Origin of the sequence: Streptomyces silaceus (assembly GCF_001419745.1) — a bacterium.
In the GTDB taxonomy this organism is placed as follows: domain Bacteria; phylum Actinomycetota; class Actinomycetes; order Streptomycetales; family Streptomycetaceae; genus Streptomyces; species Streptomyces silaceus.
This window is the reverse complement of the sequence record NZ_LIRJ01000185.1, coordinates 1-17113: the sequence shown is the minus strand read 5'-3', so window position 1 is coordinate 17113 and position 17113 is coordinate 1. Positions and strand designations below refer to the sequence as shown.

Here is a 17113-nt window from a genome sequence, read left to right as displayed (position 1 = left end):
CCGCTCCCCAGCGCTGCCGCCGCCGCGCCCACGAGCCCGGCGTCCGTGCCCATCAGCGCGGGCGCCACGGTGAGTCGGCGCACGAAGGACAGCGTCGCGTACTCCCGAAGGGCGCGGCGCAAGGGAGCGAAGAGCACGTCGCCGGACTTCGCCACTCCCCCGCCGATCACCGCGATGTCGATCTCGACGAGCGTGGCCGTGGCGGCGATTCCGGCGGCCAGCGCCTGGGCCGCCCGCTCGAAGGACGCGCGTGCGACCGGGTCGCCGGCGCGGGCGGCGGTCGCCACCGCGGCCGCCGACGTGTCGCCGTCGGGCCCCGGGAGCCAGCCGCTCTCCAGGGCGCGGCGCGCGATGTTCGGACCGCTGGCTATCCGCTCGACGCAGCCGCGCGCACCGCACGGGCAGGACTCGCCGTCGAGGTCCACACTGATGTGACCGATGTGGCCGGCGTTCCCGGTGGGGCCCGGGTGCAGCGTGCCGTTGAGGACGAGGCCGCCGCCGACGCCCGTCGACACGACCATGCACAGCGCGTTGTCATGGCCGCGGGCCGCGCCCTGCCAGTGCTCGGCCGCCGTCATCGCCACGCCGTCGCCGACCAGTTCGACGGGGAGTCCGCCGGTCAGCTCGCGGACCCGGGCCACCAGCGGAAATCCGCGCCAGCCGGGCACGTTGACGGGACTGACCGTGCCGGCCGAGGCGTCCACGGGGCCCGCGCTGCCGATGCCCACGGCGCTCGTCCCGGCCCACAGGTCACTGGACGTCAGCTCCCGCAGGACCTCTTCGACCGCCCGCATCACGGTCTCGCCGTCCTCGCGCGCGGGCGTCGGCCGCTGGGCGCGCAGGAGGATCCGGCCGCGGCCGTCCACCAGGGCTCCGGCGATCTTGGTGCCGCCGATGTCGAGTGCGGCGACGAGGTCCATGTGCATCTGTGTCGGGTCTCCTGGTGTATCGGCAGGCCGGAGAAGTGCGAGGGACAGTCTCTCTTGCTTCTGACAACGTTGTCCAGGCCCTATGCTCGACGCCACATGCTCATGCCGGGCCCCTGGGACCGAACCGTGGACACCCTGCGGAAGTACGTCGTACGAACCGTGGAGATGCCTCGGACGTACCGCGTACGCGCCGTGGAACCACCTCGGACGTACCGCGTACGCGCCGTGGACGTCGGCGGGACGCGTCCCGGACGCCCCCTGAGCGACCGCATGGACGACAGGACAGGACAGCGCACCGTGGCCGAGACCGCCGCCCGCCGACCCGAGAACCGCTATGGCAACCGTCCGACCATGAAGGACGTCGCCGCGCGCGCGGGAGTCGGCCTCAAGACGGTGTCGCGCGTCGTGAACGGCGAGCCGGGCGTCACCCCCGACACCGAGCGCCGCGTCCAGGAGGCCATCGAGGCCCTGGGCTTCCGCCGCAACGACAGCGCGCGCGTGCTCCGCAAGGGCCGCACCGCCAGCATCGGCCTCGTCCTGGAGGACCTCGCCGACCCCTTCTACGGCCCGCTGAGCCGTGCCGTCGAGGAGGTCGCACGGGCGCACGGCGCGCTCCTCATCAACGGTTCGAGCGCCGAGGACCCGGACCGGGAGCAGGAGTTGGTGCTCGCGCTGTGCGCGCGGCGCGTCGACGGGCTCGTGGTGATCCCCGCCGGTGACGACCACCGCTATCTGGAGCCCGAGATCGCCGCCGGTGTCGCCACCGTCTTCGTCGACCGGCCCGCCGGGAAGATCGACGCGGACGTGGTGCTGTCCGACAGCTTCGGGGGCGCGCGGGACGGCGTGGCGCACCTCATCGCGCACGGCCACCGCCGTATCGGCTTCATCGGTGACCAGCCGCGCATCCACACCGCCATAGAGCGTCTGCGGGGCTACCGGGCCGCCATGGAGGACGCGGGCATCCCGGTCGACGAGGCGTGGATGTCGCTGGGCGTCACGGATCCCGCGCGGGTCAGGGCGGCGGCCGAGTCGATGCTCGCGGGGCCCGAGCCGGTCACGGCGATCTTCGCGGGCAACAACCGTGTGACGGTGACCGTGGTCCGTGTGCTCGCCGCGCTCGACCGGCCCGTGGCCCTGGTCGGCTTCGACGACTTCGAGCTGGCCGATCTGCTCGACCCGGGCGTGACCGTCGTCGCGCAGGACGCGGCGCAGTTGGGCCGGGTGGCGGCCGAGCGGCTCTTCCGGCAGCTCGACGGCGCTACGGAGGCCCCGGAGCGGGTCGAGTTGCCGACGCGGCTCATCCAGCGGGGGTCGGGCGAACGGGCGCCGCTGGACTGAGTCCGGCGGGCCGCGGCATCCCGTGCGGGACCGGACGGGACCGGCCTCCCGCACCGGCACCGCCGCGCGACCGTCTTCGGGAACGAACGGGCCGCCCACCGGACTGATGCCGTCCCGCTCAGGTCCAGAAGACGACGGCGAGGGCGATCAGCGTGCCGAGGGCCACGGCGCCGCCGATGATCCCGAAGACGCGGGCGGCCTGCTGGCCGGTGGGCTTGATCTCCTCCCAGCCGAGTGGAGCGGTGACGCCGCGGATCAGGCGGTGGCCGTCGACTGCCGCGAAGCGGTGGCTCTCGGAGCCGTCGAGGGAGCGGCTCCAGGTCCGGTACCGGCTCCGGCCCGTCGTCACCGTGCGTCCGCGCGCCGGGCCCGGGCCGTGCTGCTCGGTGACGACGATGTCCGTCATGACGAACGTCTTCTCCCGCGGGCTCAACACGACCCGGTAGGTGTGCACTTGGGTGGTGTACCGGCTCGTCTGCGGGACGTCGGCCACCAGGTCGAAGCCCCGTTCCGTCCGCCGCAGCCGATACTCCGTGCCCGTCCGCGCCGCGACGGCCGACTGCACGCGGGCGTACACCTCGTCGGTCTCGTCGGCGCGTTGGGGGTCGCTCATGGGCACGTCACTCCTCTGATCCTCTCCGTGGCCGTCGCCGGAGTCAGCAGGTCGGCAGGCCGGGCAGCGGCTTGTCGTTGTCGCCGCCCTTGAGGTAGACGTCGCTGACGAAGACGTTCGTGTTGCCGCTGTCGTCGTCCGTCTTCGCCCACCAGACGTTCGTCCACTGGCCGTACGTCTCACGGCGACCCAGGTTCTGCTGGCAGTAGAAGTAGTTCGTGCCCGCGTTCAGCGTGCCGGCCTCGGCGCCGCCCGCCGTGTACGACTTCGCGGTGCGCCAGACGTCGCAGTCGTACTTGCCGCCGCCCGCCGGGTGGCAGGCGGGGTCCGGCGCGGAGCCGCCGCCCGAGCCCGCGGAGCCGCCCTCGGTGGGCTTGGTGGTGGGGTCGGGGCGCGAGGAGGACTTGTCGCCGCCCTTGTCCTTCTCCTTGTCGCGGTCCGTGGCGTCCGCGTCGTCCTTGTCGGCGTCCTTCGCGTCCCCGGACGGCTTCGCGTCCGGCTTGCGGTCCTTCGCGTCGCCCTGCTCCTTCGGCTTCGGGCGCTTCGACTCGCCCCCGAGGGGACCGCTGCTGCCGTCGTCGTCATGGGTGCCCGCGCGTCCCGGATTCGTTTCCTCGCGGGCCTGCTGGGTGGTGTCGTCCTTGCCGTTGAGGACGGCGACCGTGACGCCGGTCGCCGCGAGGACGACGGCCACGGCAGCGGCGGCGAGCGGCGCCCGGCCCCGGCGCGGGCGTTGCGTGGAGCGGGTCTCGGCGCGGCCGAGGGCAGTGGGGCCCTGCTGAGCCGCGAAGGGGCCGGCCGCCGGCCCCTGCCCGGGGGCGGGGGCCGGTGCCTGCGCCATGGCGGCGGGCGGCATCGCGGACGGCGGCCCGAACCCCGGCGGCGGCCCGCTCGGGATGCTGCGCTCCGTGCCGGGGTGCGGCCCCGAGACGGTGCCGGTCGGCGCGGTCGCGCCCAGGGAGCCCGGGTTCCCGGCGGCCCCCACCTCGGCGAGCAGCCGCCGCGCAGCGTCGGCGTCGGGCCGCGCGTGCGGCTCCTTGTGCATGAGCTGCTGGAGTACGGGGGTCAGCGGGCCCGAGCGGCGTGGCTCGGGCAGCGGGTCGACGACGATCGCGGTGAGCGTGGACCACGTCGACGTGCGCCGGAAGGGCGAGGAGCCCTCGACCGCGGCGTACAGCGTGGCGCCGAGCGCCCAGACGTCGGAGGCGGGGCCCGGGTCGTGGCCCTGGGCGCGCTCGGGCGCCAAGTAGTCGAGGGAGCCGACCAGTTCGCCGCTGCGGGTGAGGTGGGTGGACGAGCCGTCGCCGGGGTCGTCCATCGTGGCGATGCCGAAGTCGGTGAGGACGACGCGGCCGCCGGTCTCCAGGAGGATGTTCCCGGGCTTCACGTCGCGGTGCAGGACGCCCACGCGGTGCGCGGCGGCCAGGGCCTCCATGACCTTGGCGCCGATGGCCGCGGCCTCGCGGGGGTCGAGCGTGCCTCGGTCGCGCAGCACGTCGTCCAGGGAGGGGCCGTCGACGAGCTCCATGACGATGAGGGGCCGTCCGTCGACCTCCGCCACGTCGTGCACGGCGACGACTCCGGGGTGGCGCACGCGGGCGGCCGCGCGGGCCTCGCGCTGCATGCGCAGGCGCAGGTCGGCCAGTTCGGGCCCGGCCGCGTCCGTGTACGTCCGCAGTTCCTTGACCGCGACCTCGCGGTGCAGCACCTCGTCGACGGCGCGCCACACGACGCCCATGCCGCCGCGCCCGAGCTGGGCCACGACGCGATAGCGCCCGGCGAGGAGCCGGCCGGCCCCGCCCGTCTGTTCCTGATCCCCCGAAGACACCGCTGCCCCGTTCCTGCGACACCACGATCCGTGGCGTACAGACTACGGGGCAGCAGTGACACCGGTCGTCAGGTGTTACACGCCCGGGACGGTACCGGTGCTACTTGCCCGACACCGTGAGGTCGCCGCGGCGCGGTCCGGCGAAGCCCTGGAGCCGCGCCAGGGTCAGGCCGGTGAGGCGGGTCACCTCGCCGGCGTCGAGGGCGCCGCAGTCCAGGCCGCGCAGCAGGTAGCCGGCGAGCGCCTTGGCGGTGGCGGGCTCGTCGGCGACGTCGCCGCCCTCGTGGTGACCGGCGTAGGCGGCCAGACGCGCGGCGGCCGCCTCGAAGCCCTCGCGGTAGAACGCGAACACGGCGGCGTAGCGGGTGGGGATGTGGCCGGGGTGCATGTCCCAGCCCTGGTAGTAGGCGCGGGCCAGGGCGCGGCGGGTGAGGCCGTAGTGCAGCCGCCAGGCGTCGTGGACCTTCGCGGTGGAGCCGACGGGCAGGACGTTGGTGGAGCCGTCGGAGACGCGGACGCCGGTGCCCGCGGCGGCGACCTGCATGACGGCCTTGGCGTGGTCGGCCGCCGGGTGGTCGCTGGCCTGGTAGGCGGCGCTCACGCCGAGGCAGGCGCTGTAGTCGAAGGTGCCGTAGTGCAGGCCGGTGGCGCGGCCCTCGGCGGCCTGGATCATCCGGGCGACGGCGGCGGTGCCGTCGGTGGCGAGGATGGACTGGCTGGTCTCGATCTGGATCTCGAAGCCGATCCGGCCGGGCTCCAGGCCGCGCGCCTTCTCGAACTCCTCCAGGAGGCGCACCATCGCGGTGACCTGCTCGGGGTAGGTCACCTTGGGCAGCGTCAGGACGAGGCCGTCGGGGAGGCCGCCCGCCTCCATGAGGCCGGAGAGGAAGACGTCGAGGGTGCGGATGCCGCGGTCGCGTACCGCCTCCTCCATGCACTTCATGCGGATGCCCATGTACGGGGCGGCGGTGCCGTTCTGGTACGCCTCGGCGACCAGGCGGGCCGCGCGGGCGGCGTCCTGGTCCTCGTCGGCGCCCTTGTAGCCGTCCTCGAAGTCGATGCGCAGGTCCTCGACGGGCTCGCGCTCCAGCTTGGCCCGCACGCGCGTGTAGACGGCGTCGGCGAGGTCGTCCCCGAGGCCGAGGACGGCCGCGAAGGACGCGGCGTCCGGGGCGTGCTCGTCGAGCATGGCGAGCGCCTTGTCGCCCCAGGTGCGGATCGAGTCGGCATCGAACTGCTCACCGGGGACGTACACCGTGTGGACGGGCTGGCGGGTGCCTGGGTCTCCGGGGTAGCGGCGCTCCAGCTCCGCGTCCACCGGGGCGAGGGAAGCGCTGATGCCCTCGCTGACCGTGCCGGCGAGGCTCGTTGCCACCTTCTCTTGCTGACCCATTCCTGCATCCTCCACACGCTCGGTGCCGCGCCCGGCATTTCCGCTTCACGGAATCAACAATCCGTATAGCGAAGTTATCCGCGACCTTCGCGCTGGTCAACACCCTCTCGTGTCCTGGACCCGTCCCCGACCACGGGAGTTCACGCGTGTCCCGGATTCTTCTCCCGCTGTCTCAGATCCTGCTTCCGCACGCGTGCGCGCGCACCCCATCCTGGCCGCGCGCCCCGAACAGAAGGAGACCGTGTGCCGACCGACTCCCGTGTCACACGCCGTTCCGGACTGCGGACCGTGTTCGCGGCCGCCGCCGCCCTGCCCCTGTTCAGCACGGCCCTGTCCGCCTCTCCGGCGCACGCCGTGGAGCGGCCGGGCCGCCGCCTCGAGGTCATGTCGTTCAACCTCCGCTACGCGAGCGCCACCCCGCCGAACAGCTGGCCCGAGCGCCGTCCGGTGACCCGGGAGCTGCTGCGCCGCGCCAGGCCGCACGTCATCGGCACCCAGGAGGGCCTCTACCAGCAGGTGCGGGACATCGCGGCCGACCTCGGCCCGCACTACGACTGGCTCGGCACGGGACGCGCCGGCGGCAGCCGCGACGAGTTCATGACCGTCTACTACGACACCCGCAGGCTGGCCCCGGTCGAGTACGACCACTTCTGGCTCTCGGACACCCCCGACGTCATCGGGTCGAACACCTGGGGCGGCGGCTCGATCCGCATGGTCACCTGGGTCCGCTTCCACGACCTGCGCACCGACCGCGAGCTGTACGTCCTCAACACCCACCTCGACAACGCCTCACAGAACGCACGCGCGCGTGCCGCGCGTCTGATCGTCGAGCGGATCGGCCGCCTCGACGCCTCCCTGCCGGTGATCGTGACGGGCGACTTCAACGTGGCCGCGCACAAGAACCCGGTGTACGAGACGCTCCTGGGCGCCGGGCTCATCGACACCTGGGACGCGGCGGACCGGCGCGGCAAGGCGTACGGCACCTTCCACGGCTACAAGCCGCTCACGCCGGACGGCGACCGCATCGACTGGATCCTGGCGAGCCGCGGGACACGGGTCCACGAGGCGTCGATCAACTCGTTCTCCCTGGACGGCCAGTTCCCGAGCGACCATCTGCCGGTGCAGGCGAGCCTGACGCCGTGACGCGCGAAGGCCCCCGGCCCCGCGGCGTGCGGGAACGGGGGCCTCGGCGATCGACGGGGTCAGCCCTTGCGGGACTTGACCTCTTCGGTGAGCTGCGGGACGACCTCGAAGAGGTCGCCGACCACGCCGTAGTCGACCAGGTCGAAGATCGGGGCCTCGGCGTCCTTGTTGATGGCCACGATGGTCTTCGAGGTCTGCATGCCGGCGCGGTGCTGGATCGCACCGGAGATGCCGGACGCGATGTACAGCTGCGGTGAGACCGACTTGCCGGTCTGGCCCACCTGGTTGGAGTGCGGGTACCAGCCGGCGTCGACCGCGGCGCGCGAGGCGCCGACGGCGGCACCGAGCGAGTCGGCGAGGTTCTCGATGATCGAGAAGTTCTCGGCGCCGTTGACGCCGCGGCCGCCGGAGACCACGATCGCGGCCTCGGTCAGCTCCGGGCGGCCCGTCGACTCGCGCGGGGTGCGGGAGACGACCTTGGTGCCGGTGGCCTTCTCCGAGAAGGAGACGGCGAGCGCCTCGACGGCGCCGGCGGCCGGGGCGGCCTCCACGGCGGCCGAGTTCGGCTTGACCGTGATGACCGGGGTGCCGCTGGAGACGCGGGACTTGGTGGTGAAGGAGGCGGCGAACGCGGACTGCGTGGCCACCGGACCCTCGTCGCCGGCCTCGAGGTCGACGGCGTCCGTGATGATGCCGGACTTGATGCGGACCGCGAGGCGGGCCGCGATCTCCTTGCCCTCGGCGGAGGACGGGACGAGCACGGCGGCCGGGGATACGGCCTCGTACGCGGCCTGGAGGCCGTCCACCTTCGGCACGACGAGGTAGTCGGCGAACTCGGGGGCGTCCGCGGTGAGGACCTTGACCGCGCCGTGCTCGGCGAGCGTGGCGGCGGTGGCCTCGGCGCCGGCACCGAGGGCGACGGCGACGGGCTCGCCGATGCGGCGGGCCAGCGTCAGCAGCTCCAGGGTGGGCTTGCGGACGGCGCCGTCCACGTGGTCGACGTAGACGAGAACTTCAGCCATGGGACTTCAATCTCCTGCAAGTACGAAGAAGTTGGGCGGTTGAGGGGTGACTGAAGCTCAGATGAACTTCTGGCCCGCGAGGAACTCGGCGAGCTGCTTGCCGCCCTCGCCCTCGTCCTTGACGATCGTGCCGGCCGTGCGGGCCGGACGCTCGGCGGCGGAGTCGACCTTGGTCCAGGCACCCTCGAGGCCGACCTCTTCGGCGTCGATGTCCAGGTCGTCCAGGTCGAGCGACTCCACCGGCTTCTTCTTGGCGGCCATGATGCCCTTGAAGGACGGGTAACGGGCCTCGCCCGACTGGTCCGTCACGGAGACGACGGCCGGCAGGGAGGCCTCCAGCTGCTCGCTGGCGGTGTCGCCGTCGCGGCGGCCCTTGACGACGCCGTCCTCGACGGAGACCTCGGAGAGCAGCGTGACCTGCGGGACGCCGAGGCGCTCCGCGAGGATCGCCGGCAGCACGCCCATGGTGCCGTCGGTGGAGGCCATACCGGCGATGACCAGGTCGTAGCCGGTCTTCTCGATGGCCTTGGCGAGCACCAGCGAGGTGCCCATCACGTCGGTGCCGTGCAGGTCGTCGTCCTCGACGTGGACGGCCTTGTCGGCGCCCATGGAGAGCGCCTTGCGCAGCGCGTCCTTGGCGTCCTCGGGGCCGACGGTCAGCACGGTGATCTCCGCGTCGTCCGCCTCGTCGGCGATCTGCAGCGCCTGCTCGACCGCGTACTCGTCGAGCTCCGACAGCAGGCCGTCGACGTCGTCGCGGTCGACGGTCAGGTCATCGGCGAAGTGCCGGTCGCCGGTGGCGTCGGGCACGTACTTCACACAGACAACGATCCTCAAGCTCACGCCGGCTCTCCTACTGCATCGTCTTTACTGGGCTGCTGCCTTGGCTCATGGCCACTGCCTTCTTGCAGGCAGCATAGGCGCCTGAAGCGGCGGATCCCGGTCGGGGCGGCCCGCGCTCCGACCGAAATATTACTCATGAGTACACCCAGTTCATTCCCCCTGAGCAAGCGCTTTGAACTGTGACCTTCCCAACGCTCCGTAATCGACCGGAGCGGGGCCCGCCGGGAACCTTCAGTCGCGCAGGGCGTTGAAGCGCCCCTGGTGGTACAGGAGCGGGCGCCCCTCGCCCGCCGGGTCGCCCTCGACGACCTCCGCGAGCACCAGACGGTGGTCGCCCGCGGGCACGCGCGCCACGATCCGGCAGACCAGCCAGGCCAGCGCGCCGTCGAGCACGGGCACCCCCTCGGGGCCCTCGCGCCAGCGGGTGGGCGCGCCGAAGCGGTCGGCGCCGCTGCGCGCGAACGTGGCGGCGAGATCCTGCTGGTGCTCGCCGAGTATGTGGACGCCGACGTGGTCCGCCTCGGAGATCGCGGGCCAGCTGGAGGCGCCCGTGCCGATGCCGAACGAGATCATCGGGGGTTCCGCGGAGACCGAGGTGAGCGAGGTGGCGGTGAAGCCGACGGGGCGTGGGCCCTGGGCGGCGGTGATCACGGCGACCCCCGCGGCATGGCGGCGGAAGACCGAGCGCAGGAGGTCGGGGGTGGTGAGCCGGGGCGTGCCGAGGGCGGGCGATGCCGTCATGGAGTTGTCCTTCTGCCGGAGGTTGCGAGCGAGGTCGTCGGTGCTCAGCAGTGCGGACAGCGCGCGCTCGCGTGGCGTGCGAGGTCCACATGGACGCGCTCGTACAGAAGAAGATCCCGAGGCATGGGAGCAGGCTCGCGACAGATGGCATGTGCAGTCAAGCCGATTCCGCCAGATGAAAGATGCGTCACTGCCGCACCCCCGTGCCGTCCGCCGTGACCTGCGCGGCGACCGGCTCCACGGCCTGCCCCAGCGCGGCGATCACATCGGCCTTGCGGGGCTGTCCGGCGGCCCGGCGCACCTCGCGTCCCGCGGCGTCCAGGACGAGCACGGTGGGTGTCTTCAGGACGCGCAGTTCACGGACGAGAGCCAGGCGCTCCTCGGCGTCGATCTCCACGTGGGACACGCCGGGCACCATCGCGGCCACGTCGGCGAGAACTCTTCGGGTGGCGCGGCAGGGCTGGCAGAAGGCGCTGGAGAACTGCACGAGCGTGGCCCGCTCCCCCAGGGGCGCGCCGAGGTCGGCCGGGCCGAGCCGCCGTCCGGTGTCGCGTCCCCCGGTGTCCTGTCCTCCGGTGTCGCGTCCTCGCACCTGTGCCTCCCGCCCCGACGCCGTCTTCCGATCGCTCCCCAGTACAGCGCTCATGTGCCCGTAAAGATTCCGACGTGACGAGAATCTCCCGTATCGGCGGCACCAAGGGTGGCCAGCCGTCCGTTCATGGGGCACGATCTGCGCAACGCCGAAAACCTACGGCTGCGTAACTTTCCCGCCGGGAGCCCCCTCCCCAGGCAGAAACGAAGGGCCCTCCCCACCCATGGCAGAGCTTGTCTACCGTCCGGTCATCGGTGCCGCGAAAACCCTGTTCAAGGCATGGGACCTGAAGATCGACTGCAAGGGGTCGGAGAACATCCCCCGCACCGGTGGCGCGGTCCTGGTCAGCAACCACATCAGCTACCTCGACTTCATCTTCGACGGCCTCGCCGCCCTGCCGCAGAAGCGCCTGGTGCGCTTCATGGCGAAGGAGTCGGTGTTCCGCCACAAGATCTCGGGGCCGCTCATGCGCGGGATGAAGCACATCCCCGTCGACCGCAAGCAGGGCGAGGCGGCCTACGCGCACGCCCTGGACTCGCTGCGCTCCGGCGAGGTCGTCGGCGTCTTCCCCGAGGCGACGATCTCGCAGTCCTTCACGCTGAAGTCGTTCAAGTCGGGCGCCGCGCGCCTGGCCCAGGAGGCCGGCGTTCCGCTGGTTCCGGTCGCCCTGTGGGGCACCCAGCGGCTGTGGACCAAGGGGCACCCGCGCAACTTCAAGCGCAGCCACCTGCCGGTCACGATCCGTGTCGGCGAGCCGGTGGAGGCGCCCCAGGACCAGTTCGCGGGCGCGATCACCCGGCGGCTGCGCGAGCGCTGCCAGGAGCTCCTGGAGGCCGCGCAGCGCGCCTATCCGGTACGTCCCAAGGGTCCGGACGACACCTGGTGGATGCCCGCGCACCTCGGCGGCACGGCGCCGACCCCCGCCGAGGTCAAGGCCGCCGAGGCGGGCTGAGCGACCGCCGGGGCGCACGCCCCGGACGACGGCGTGACTACTCCGGCGCGCGGACGGTGATCCGCGCGCCGGGGCTGACCTTCTCCAGGAGCTCGGCGAGTTCGGCGCCCGCCGCCTCCAGGCCCGCGTCCGGGCCCATGCCCTCCAGCAGGAAGATCGCGTTCACCGATTCCTCGGTGAGGCGGGTGCGCGGGCCCTGGCGCCAGTTCCAGCGACGGCAGGTGACGCCCTCGTCGTCGCACCAGACGACCTCGCCCGCGTCGGGGTGCTCGACGACCCGCTCCCCCGCCGCCGCGGTGACGAAGTCCTCGTCGCCCGCCGCCCGGACCAGCCGCATACCGCCCTTGATCAGGTCCAGGTCCTCGCCGCCGACCGGGATCAGATGGGCCACGCTGATCGCGTTGTAGACGTCGACGAGGGTGTTGATCCGCGGCAGGCCGCCGTCGGCGAGGGCCCGCTTGGCGAGCGCCTCGGCGGAGTTGCGGGTGCGCGAGGGCTTCGAGCCGAACGCCGTGTAGACGGCGCGCCAGGCGGCCATGTGCGGGTCCTCGTGCGGGGCGCGGCCGTCGAGCCGCACGGCCAGCCGGCGCGCCGCGTCGTCGAGCAGCTCGGAGGTGGCGTCGGTGCTGGGGCCGTTGACGAGTCCGTGCGCCTCGACGGCGACATGGGTGAAGCCGGGCGCGAGGGCGCGCACGTCGTCGGACACGGTGAGCGTGAGGGTCATCGGTCTGCCTTGCTGCGTCGGGGCTTCTCAGAGCGTGTCGGGAAGGTTCTCCCACAGGTACGGCCGGTCCGGGGCCTCCTTCAGGGTGCGCAGGACCGCCGCATGCGGTACAGCGAAGAGTACTGGATAGTCCACCTCATTGGACTCGGGATCGGGCACCCAGGCCAGCCGCTCCCCGCTCAGCGAGAACTGGGCGTCGACGCCCGGCTTGTTGCCGCGGCAGTCCTGCCGGTGCCAGGCCCCCTGGAAGCGCACGGCGACGAGCCCGTGCAGACAGTGCCCGGTCCCGGCGTCATGGGTCAGCCGCTGATAGCAGAGCGCGGTCGGGATGTCCTCGGCCCGCAGCAGCGCGGTCAGCGCGTGGGCCTTCGCGTGACAGATGCCGGTGCCCTTCGCCAGGACGTCGGAGGCCCGCCAGGTGACGCGCGGGTCGCCGCTGTCGGCGGAGTGCGGAATGGCGTCGCGCACGAATTCATAGGCGGACTGCGCGTATACGTATGAATCGGTAGCGTTGTCCGCGAGGCGCGCCGCGGTCTCGCGCACGAGCGGATGGTGATGGTCGATGACCTCGTCGGCGACCAAGTAGGCGGACAGGTCAGGGCTCTGCTGGATCAGCTGCATGGCCGGGAGCATAGGAATACGACCGACCGCGAGTCAATGACTTTACGGTCAGTCGTATATCTATGCAGAGCCCTAGCGCGCTATCTCTTCCTTGAGCGCCGTCAGGAACCCGTCGACGTCGTCCTCGCGGGTGTCGAACGCGCACATCCAGCGGACGTCGCCGGCCGCCTCGTCCCAGAAGTAGAAGCGGTACCGCTTCTGCAGGCGCTCGCTCACGTCGTGCGGCAGGCGCGCGAAGACGGCGTTGGCCTGGACGGGGTAGAGGATCTCCACGCCGGGCACGGAGCGCACGCCCTCCGCGAGGCGCTGGGCCATCTCGTTGGCGTGGCGGGCGTTGCGCAGCCACAGGTCCCGGGTGAGCAGGGCCTCCAGTTGCACGGACACGAAACGCATCTTGGAGGCGAGCTGCATGGACATCTTGCGCAGGTGCTTCATGTGGCGCACGGCGTCCTGGTTGATGACCACGACGGCCTCGCCGAACAGCGCGCCGTTCTTCGTGCCGCCCAGCGACAGGATGTCGACGCCGACCGCGTTCGTGAACGTCCGCATGGGGACGTTCAGCGCCGCGGCGGCGTTGGCTATGCGCGAGCCGTCGAGGTGCACCTTCATGCCGAGCTGGTGGGCGTGGTCGCAGATCGCGCGGATCTCTTCGGGCGTGTACAGCGTGCCCAGTTCGGTGTTCTGCGCGATCGAGACGACCTGCGGCATCGCACGGTGCTCGTCGTCCCAGCCGAAGGCCTGCTTGTCGATCAGCTCGGGCGTGAGCTTGCCGTCGGGCGTGGGCACCGTGAGCAGCTTGAGGCCTGCCATGCGCTCGGGGGCGCCGCCCTCGTCCACGTTGATGTGCGCGGACTCGGCGCAGATCACCGCGCCCCAGCGGTCGGCGAGCGCCTGGAGCGCGACGACGTTGGCACCCGTGCCGTTGAACACCGGGAACGCCTCGGCGGTGGGGCCGAAGTGACTGCGGATCACCTGCTGGAGATTCGCGGTGTAGTCGTCCTCGCCGTACGCGATCTGATGGCCGCCGTTGGCGAGCGCCAGGGCGGCCATCACCTCCGGGTGCGCGCCCGCGTAGTTGTCGCTCGCGAAGCCGCGCACTTCCGGGTCGTGGTGGCGCCGGGCGTCGGTCTTCGGCGGATTCACCGCTTCTTTGTCGCGGGCGGTCACGGCTTCTCGGTCAGCCACAGGCGGTTTCCGTTCACTTCCCCGGCGGGCTGCTCCCAGACGCCCGCGATGGCCTCGGCCAGCTCCTTGACGTCGGTGAAGCCCGCGAACTTCGCGTTGGGCCGCTCCGCGCGCATCGCGTCGTGCACCAGCGCCTTCACCACCAGGATGGCAGCCGCCGCGCTCGGGCCGTCGTCGCCCCCCGCCTTGCGGAAGGCGTCGGCCAGGGCGAGCGTCCAGGCCTCGGCCGCCGCCTTGGAGGCGGAGTACGCCGCGTTGCCCGCGGTCGGCTTGGACGCGCCCGCGGCGCTGATCAGCAGATAGCGGCCGTTGCCGCTGCGGCGCAGACCGTCCTCGAAGGCGAGGGAGGTGTGCTGCACGGTGCGGATCAGGAGCTTTTCGAGCAGGTCCCAGTCGGCGAGGTCCGTCTCGGCGAAGCTGGAGCTGCCGCGCCAGCCGCCGACGAGGTGGACCAGGCCGTCGATCCGGCCGAACTCCTTCTCCGTGCGCGAGGCCCACTCGCGGGTCGCGTCCAGGTCGAGCAGGTCGACCGTGTCGCCCGTGACCGTGGCCCCGCCGTGCGCGTACCGCGCGGCGTCGACGGCCTCGGCGAGGCGCGCCGCGTCGGCGTCCGACGCCACGACCGTGGCGCCCGCCTCGGCGAGCCTCAGCAGTGTGGCGCGGCCCGCGGGTCCGGCGGCCCCGGCCACCGCGATGACGGCTCCATCCAGTGCGGACATGGTCCTCGCCTCCTCCTGGCGGCCGCTCACGCGGCGACCTGCTCGGCGCTCGCGGCAGCGGTGATCCCCTTGGTGGAGGCGATCACGTGCTTCAGCTTCTTGGAGAGCGCCTCATAGAACATGCTGAGCGGAAACTCGTCGGGAAGCACCTCGTCGACCAGCTTGCGCGGCGGAAGCGAGGTGTCCAGGGCGTCCGGACCCTTGGCCCAGCGCGACCCCGGGTGCGGGGCGAGATAGCCGGAGACCAGGTCGTACGCGGCGAACCAGTGGACCAGCTTCGGGCGGTCGATGCCGGCGCGGTAGAGCTCCTCGATCTCGCCGCACAGCTGGTTGGTGACCCGCGGGGCGCGCTCCCAGTCGATGGTGAGCTTGTTGTCGGTCCAGCGGACCACGTCGTGCTTGTGCAGGTAGGCGAAGAGGAGCTGGCCGCCGAGCCCGTCGTAGTTCTTGACGCGGTCGCCGGTGACCGGGAAGCGGAACATGCGGTCGAAGAGGACGGCGTACTGCACGTCGCGCGCCTGCGGGACGCCCTCGGCCTCCAGCTTCACGGCCTCCTTGAAGGCGGTGAGGTCGCAGCGCAGCTCTTCGAGGCCGTACATCCAGAACGGCTGGCGCTGCTTGATCATGAAGGGGTCGAACGGCAGGTCGCCGTGGCTGTGGGTGCGGTCGTGGACCATGTCCCACAGGACGAACGCCTGCTGGCAGCGGTCCTGGTCGCCGACCATCGCGCGGATGTCGTCGGGCAGTTCGAGCCCGAGGAGGTCCACGGCGGCCTCGGTGACGCGGCGGAAGCGGGCCGCCTCGCGGTCGCAGAAGATGCCGCCCCAGGAGAAGCGCTCGGGTGCCTCGCGCACCGCGATCGTCTCGGGGAAGAGCACGGCCGAGTTCGTGTCGTACCCGGCGGTGAAGTCCTCGAAGGTGATGCCGCAGAACAGCGGGTTGTCGTAGCGCGTGCGCTCCAGCTCGGCCAGCCAGTCGGGCCAGACCATGCGCAGCACGACCGCTTCCAGATTGCGGTCCGGGTTGCCGTTCTGCGTGTACATGGGGAAGACGACCAGGTGCTGCAGGCCGTCCTCGCGGTGCGCGGCGGGCTGGAAGGCGAGCAGCGAGTCCAGGAAGTCCGGTACCTGGAAGCCGTCCTCGGCCCAGCGGCGCAGGTCCGCCACGAGCGCCTGGTGGTACGCCGCGTCGTGCGGCAGGAGCGGGGCGAGCTGGTCGACCGCGGAGATCACACGGTCCACCGCGAGCTCGGCGACGGCCTTCGCCGGGGCGCCTTCCGCCTCGAAGTCGATGGAACCGTCCGCCGACTGCCAGGGCCGGATCTCTTCGACGGCGTCCTTGAGCACCGGCCACGCCGGGTGGTCCACCACCCGCCCCTCAGCGGAAGGAACCGCACCCTCCGTACCCGACTGCACAAGAATTTCCGTCATAACTCATCCTCCACGGGAGAACCTCGCGTATGGACACCGTATGCATGCGAGGTTCTCCGCGACAAGAGGGGTCTCGGGAAATTATCCTGTGCGACCCCCTTCTCCACCGCTGTTTTTCCTGCACGATCCCGCCGAGGCGACCGCATCTGCCACTTCTGCCACCGCCTCCCCCGCCTCGGGAAGCAGGTCCGGGAAGCCGAGGAAACCGTGGAACATCCGTGGGTGGTGGGACAGCGTGACGTCTACCCCCGCGGTCCGCAGACGATTCGCGTAGGCGAGTCCCTCGTCGCGCAGCGGATCACAGCCCGCGGTGACCAGGAGCGCGGGCGGCAGCCCGGCGAGGTCGGCCGCGCGCAGCGGTGAGGCCAGAGGGTGTCCGCCGTCGCCGTCGGGGCCGAGGTACTGCTGCCAGAACCAGCGCATGTGCGCGGCGGTCAGGAAGAAACCCTCCGCGTTCTCCCGATACGAGGGGGTGTCCTGCGCCGCGTCGAGCACGGGATAGACGAGGACCTGGCGCGCGACGACCGGGCCCCGCTCGTCCCTGGCCCTGAGGGCCACGGCGGTGGCGAGCCCGCCGCCGCTGCTGTCCCCCGCGGTGACCAGGGCGCCCGGGGCGCCGCCGAGCGACGCGCAGTGCTCCGCGGCCCAGCACAGCGCCGCGTACGCGTCGTCGACGGCCGCCGGGAAGCGGTGCTCTGGGGCGAGGCGGTAGTCGACGGAGACGACGACGGCCCCGGCCGCCACAGCCAGGCGCCGGGCCGTGGCGTCGTGGGAGTCGAGGCCGCAGAGGGTGTAGCCGCCGCCGTGGAAGAAGACGACGGTGGGCCGGGGACGCTCGGTCTCGGGTTCCGGGAAGTAGAGGCGTACGGGAACCTCCGGGGCGCCCGCAGGGCCGGGGACGGTGCGGTCCACCACCGTGCCCACGGCGAGCGGCGCCTTGGGGGCGGCGGGCGCGGCGGCGAGGATCCGCCGGGCCTCGACGGCGTCGGTGACGGTGCCGCCGAGGTCGGGGAAGGCGGCGGAGAGGGCCTCCACGAGGG

General features: G+C 72.1%; 17 protein-coding genes. 3 read left to right on the top strand and 14 right to left on the bottom strand.

The window, feature by feature from the left end; genetic code table 11:
* A partial coding sequence (locus AOK22_RS18580; RefSeq protein WP_055699791.1) for an ROK family protein occupies positions 1-926 on the bottom strand: 926 nt, incomplete at its 3' end.
* 273 nt (positions 927-1199) lie between these two features.
* Between AOK22_RS18580 and AOK22_RS18575 the strand changes: the two genes are divergently transcribed.
* The gene (locus tag AOK22_RS18575) at positions 1200-2267 is read left to right on the top strand and encodes a LacI family DNA-binding transcriptional regulator (protein ID WP_055699795.1); all 1068 of its coding nucleotides are present in this window, start codon (positions 1200-1202) and stop codon (positions 2265-2267) included.
* A gap of 118 nt (positions 2268-2385) precedes the next feature.
* On the opposite strand, the gene AOK22_RS18570 is transcribed toward AOK22_RS18575, so the two are convergent.
* The 3 genes from AOK22_RS18570 to AOK22_RS18560 all read right to left on the bottom strand — a co-directional run bounded on the left by AOK22_RS18570 (position 2386) and on the right by AOK22_RS18560 (position 6101).
* On the bottom strand, positions 2386-2880 hold the full coding sequence (locus tag AOK22_RS18570) for a hypothetical protein (RefSeq protein WP_055699790.1): 495 nt from the start codon (positions 2878-2880) through the stop codon (positions 2386-2388).
* A gap of 43 nt (positions 2881-2923) precedes the next feature.
* Positions 2924-4708, bottom strand: a complete 1785-nt coding sequence (locus AOK22_RS18565; protein WP_055699789.1) for a serine/threonine-protein kinase — start codon at positions 4706-4708, stop codon at positions 2924-2926.
* 100 nt (positions 4709-4808) lie between these two features.
* The gene (locus AOK22_RS18560; RefSeq protein ID WP_055699788.1) at positions 4809-6101 is read right to left on the bottom strand and encodes a DUF6986 family protein; all 1293 of its coding nucleotides are present in this window, start codon (positions 6099-6101) and stop codon (positions 4809-4811) included.
* Positions 6102-6344: 243 nt separating this feature from the next.
* Between AOK22_RS18560 and AOK22_RS18555 the strand changes: the two genes are divergently transcribed.
* Positions 6345-7244: an endonuclease/exonuclease/phosphatase family protein gene (locus AOK22_RS18555; RefSeq protein ID WP_055699787.1), complete on the top strand. Its 900-nt coding sequence runs from the start codon at positions 6345-6347 to the stop codon at positions 7242-7244.
* A gap of 59 nt (positions 7245-7303) precedes the next feature.
* On the opposite strand, the gene AOK22_RS18550 is transcribed toward AOK22_RS18555, so the two are convergent.
* The 4 genes from AOK22_RS18550 to AOK22_RS18535 form a co-directional block, all read right to left on the bottom strand.
* Positions 7304-8266 (bottom strand): electron transfer flavoprotein subunit alpha/FixB family protein, encoded by a 963-nt coding sequence (locus AOK22_RS18550; RefSeq protein WP_055699786.1) that lies wholly within the window; start codon positions 8264-8266, stop codon positions 7304-7306.
* Between the two features lie 57 nt (positions 8267-8323).
* Positions 8324-9109 (bottom strand): electron transfer flavoprotein subunit beta/FixA family protein, encoded by a 786-nt coding sequence (locus AOK22_RS18545; protein WP_055699785.1) that lies wholly within the window; start codon positions 9107-9109, stop codon positions 8324-8326.
* Positions 9110-9340: 231 nt separating this feature from the next.
* Positions 9341-9850, bottom strand: a complete 510-nt coding sequence (locus AOK22_RS18540) for a flavin reductase family protein (RefSeq protein WP_055699784.1) — start codon at positions 9848-9850, stop codon at positions 9341-9343.
* A 187-nt stretch (positions 9851-10037) separates the two neighbouring features.
* A complete protein-coding gene (locus tag AOK22_RS18535; protein WP_055699783.1) occupies positions 10038-10442 on the bottom strand; it encodes a thioredoxin family protein in 405 nt (134 codons plus the stop codon).
* 223 nt (positions 10443-10665) lie between these two features.
* Here AOK22_RS18535 and AOK22_RS18530 point away from each other — a divergent pair, with 223 nt between their 5' ends.
* Positions 10666-11394, top strand: a complete 729-nt coding sequence (locus AOK22_RS18530; RefSeq protein ID WP_055699782.1) for a lysophospholipid acyltransferase family protein — start codon at positions 10666-10668, stop codon at positions 11392-11394.
* A 37-nt stretch (positions 11395-11431) separates the two neighbouring features.
* Here the strand turns inward: AOK22_RS18530 and AOK22_RS18525 are convergent, their stop codons facing one another.
* From AOK22_RS18525 to AOK22_RS18500, 6 genes are all read right to left on the bottom strand, one after another.
* Positions 11432-12118, bottom strand: coding sequence for a B3/B4 domain-containing protein (locus tag AOK22_RS18525; protein WP_055699781.1), 687 nt, complete (start codon positions 12116-12118; stop codon positions 11432-11434).
* A gap of 27 nt (positions 12119-12145) precedes the next feature.
* A complete protein-coding gene (locus AOK22_RS18520) occupies positions 12146-12739 on the bottom strand; it encodes a transglutaminase-like domain-containing protein (RefSeq protein WP_055699794.1) in 594 nt (197 codons plus the stop codon).
* A 72-nt stretch (positions 12740-12811) separates the two neighbouring features.
* Positions 12812-13882, bottom strand: coding sequence for a threonine aldolase family protein (locus tag AOK22_RS18515; protein WP_055699793.1), 1071 nt, complete (start codon positions 13880-13882; stop codon positions 12812-12814).
* A gap of 20 nt (positions 13883-13902) precedes the next feature.
* On the bottom strand, positions 13903-14643 hold the full coding sequence (locus tag AOK22_RS18510; RefSeq protein WP_055699780.1) for an SDR family oxidoreductase: 741 nt from the start codon (positions 14641-14643) through the stop codon (positions 13903-13905).
* A gap of 26 nt (positions 14644-14669) precedes the next feature.
* Positions 14670-16073, bottom strand: a complete 1404-nt coding sequence (locus AOK22_RS18505; protein ID WP_055699779.1) for a DUF6421 family protein — start codon at positions 16071-16073, stop codon at positions 14670-14672.
* Between the two features lie 81 nt (positions 16074-16154).
* On the bottom strand, positions 16155-17113 hold a 959-nt coding region (locus tag AOK22_RS18500; RefSeq protein ID WP_341845584.1), incomplete at its 5' end, for an alpha/beta hydrolase.

Excerpts from the sequence above, each read along its gene's own strand:
- AOK22_RS18575 (WP_055699795.1), top strand. The coding sequence starts at position 1,200 with ATGGACGACAGGACAGGACAGCGCACCGTGGCCGAGACCGCCGCCCGC.
- AOK22_RS18570 (WP_055699790.1), bottom strand. The coding sequence starts at position 2,880 with ATGAGCGACCCCCAACGCGCCGACGAGACCGACGAGGTGTACGCCCGC.
- AOK22_RS18560 (WP_055699788.1), bottom strand. The coding sequence starts at position 6,101 with ATGGGTCAGCAAGAGAAGGTGGCAACGAGCCTCGCCGGCACGGTCAGC.
- AOK22_RS18550 (WP_055699786.1), bottom strand. The coding sequence starts at position 8,266 with ATGGCTGAAGTTCTCGTCTACGTCGACCACGTGGACGGCGCCGTCCGC.
- AOK22_RS18540 (WP_055699784.1), bottom strand. The coding sequence starts at position 9,850 with ATGACGGCATCGCCCGCCCTCGGCACGCCCCGGCTCACCACCCCCGAC.
- AOK22_RS18530 (WP_055699782.1), top strand. The coding sequence starts at position 10,666 with ATGGCAGAGCTTGTCTACCGTCCGGTCATCGGTGCCGCGAAAACCCTG.
- AOK22_RS18525 (WP_055699781.1), bottom strand. The coding sequence starts at position 12,118 with ATGACCCTCACGCTCACCGTGTCCGACGACGTGCGCGCCCTCGCGCCC.
- AOK22_RS18520 (WP_055699794.1), bottom strand. The coding sequence starts at position 12,739 with ATGCAGCTGATCCAGCAGAGCCCTGACCTGTCCGCCTACTTGGTCGCC.
- AOK22_RS18510 (WP_055699780.1), bottom strand. The coding sequence starts at position 14,643 with ATGTCCGCACTGGATGGAGCCGTCATCGCGGTGGCCGGGGCCGCCGGA.
- AOK22_RS18505 (WP_055699779.1), bottom strand. The coding sequence starts at position 16,073 with ATGACGGAAATTCTTGTGCAGTCGGGTACGGAGGGTGCGGTTCCTTCC.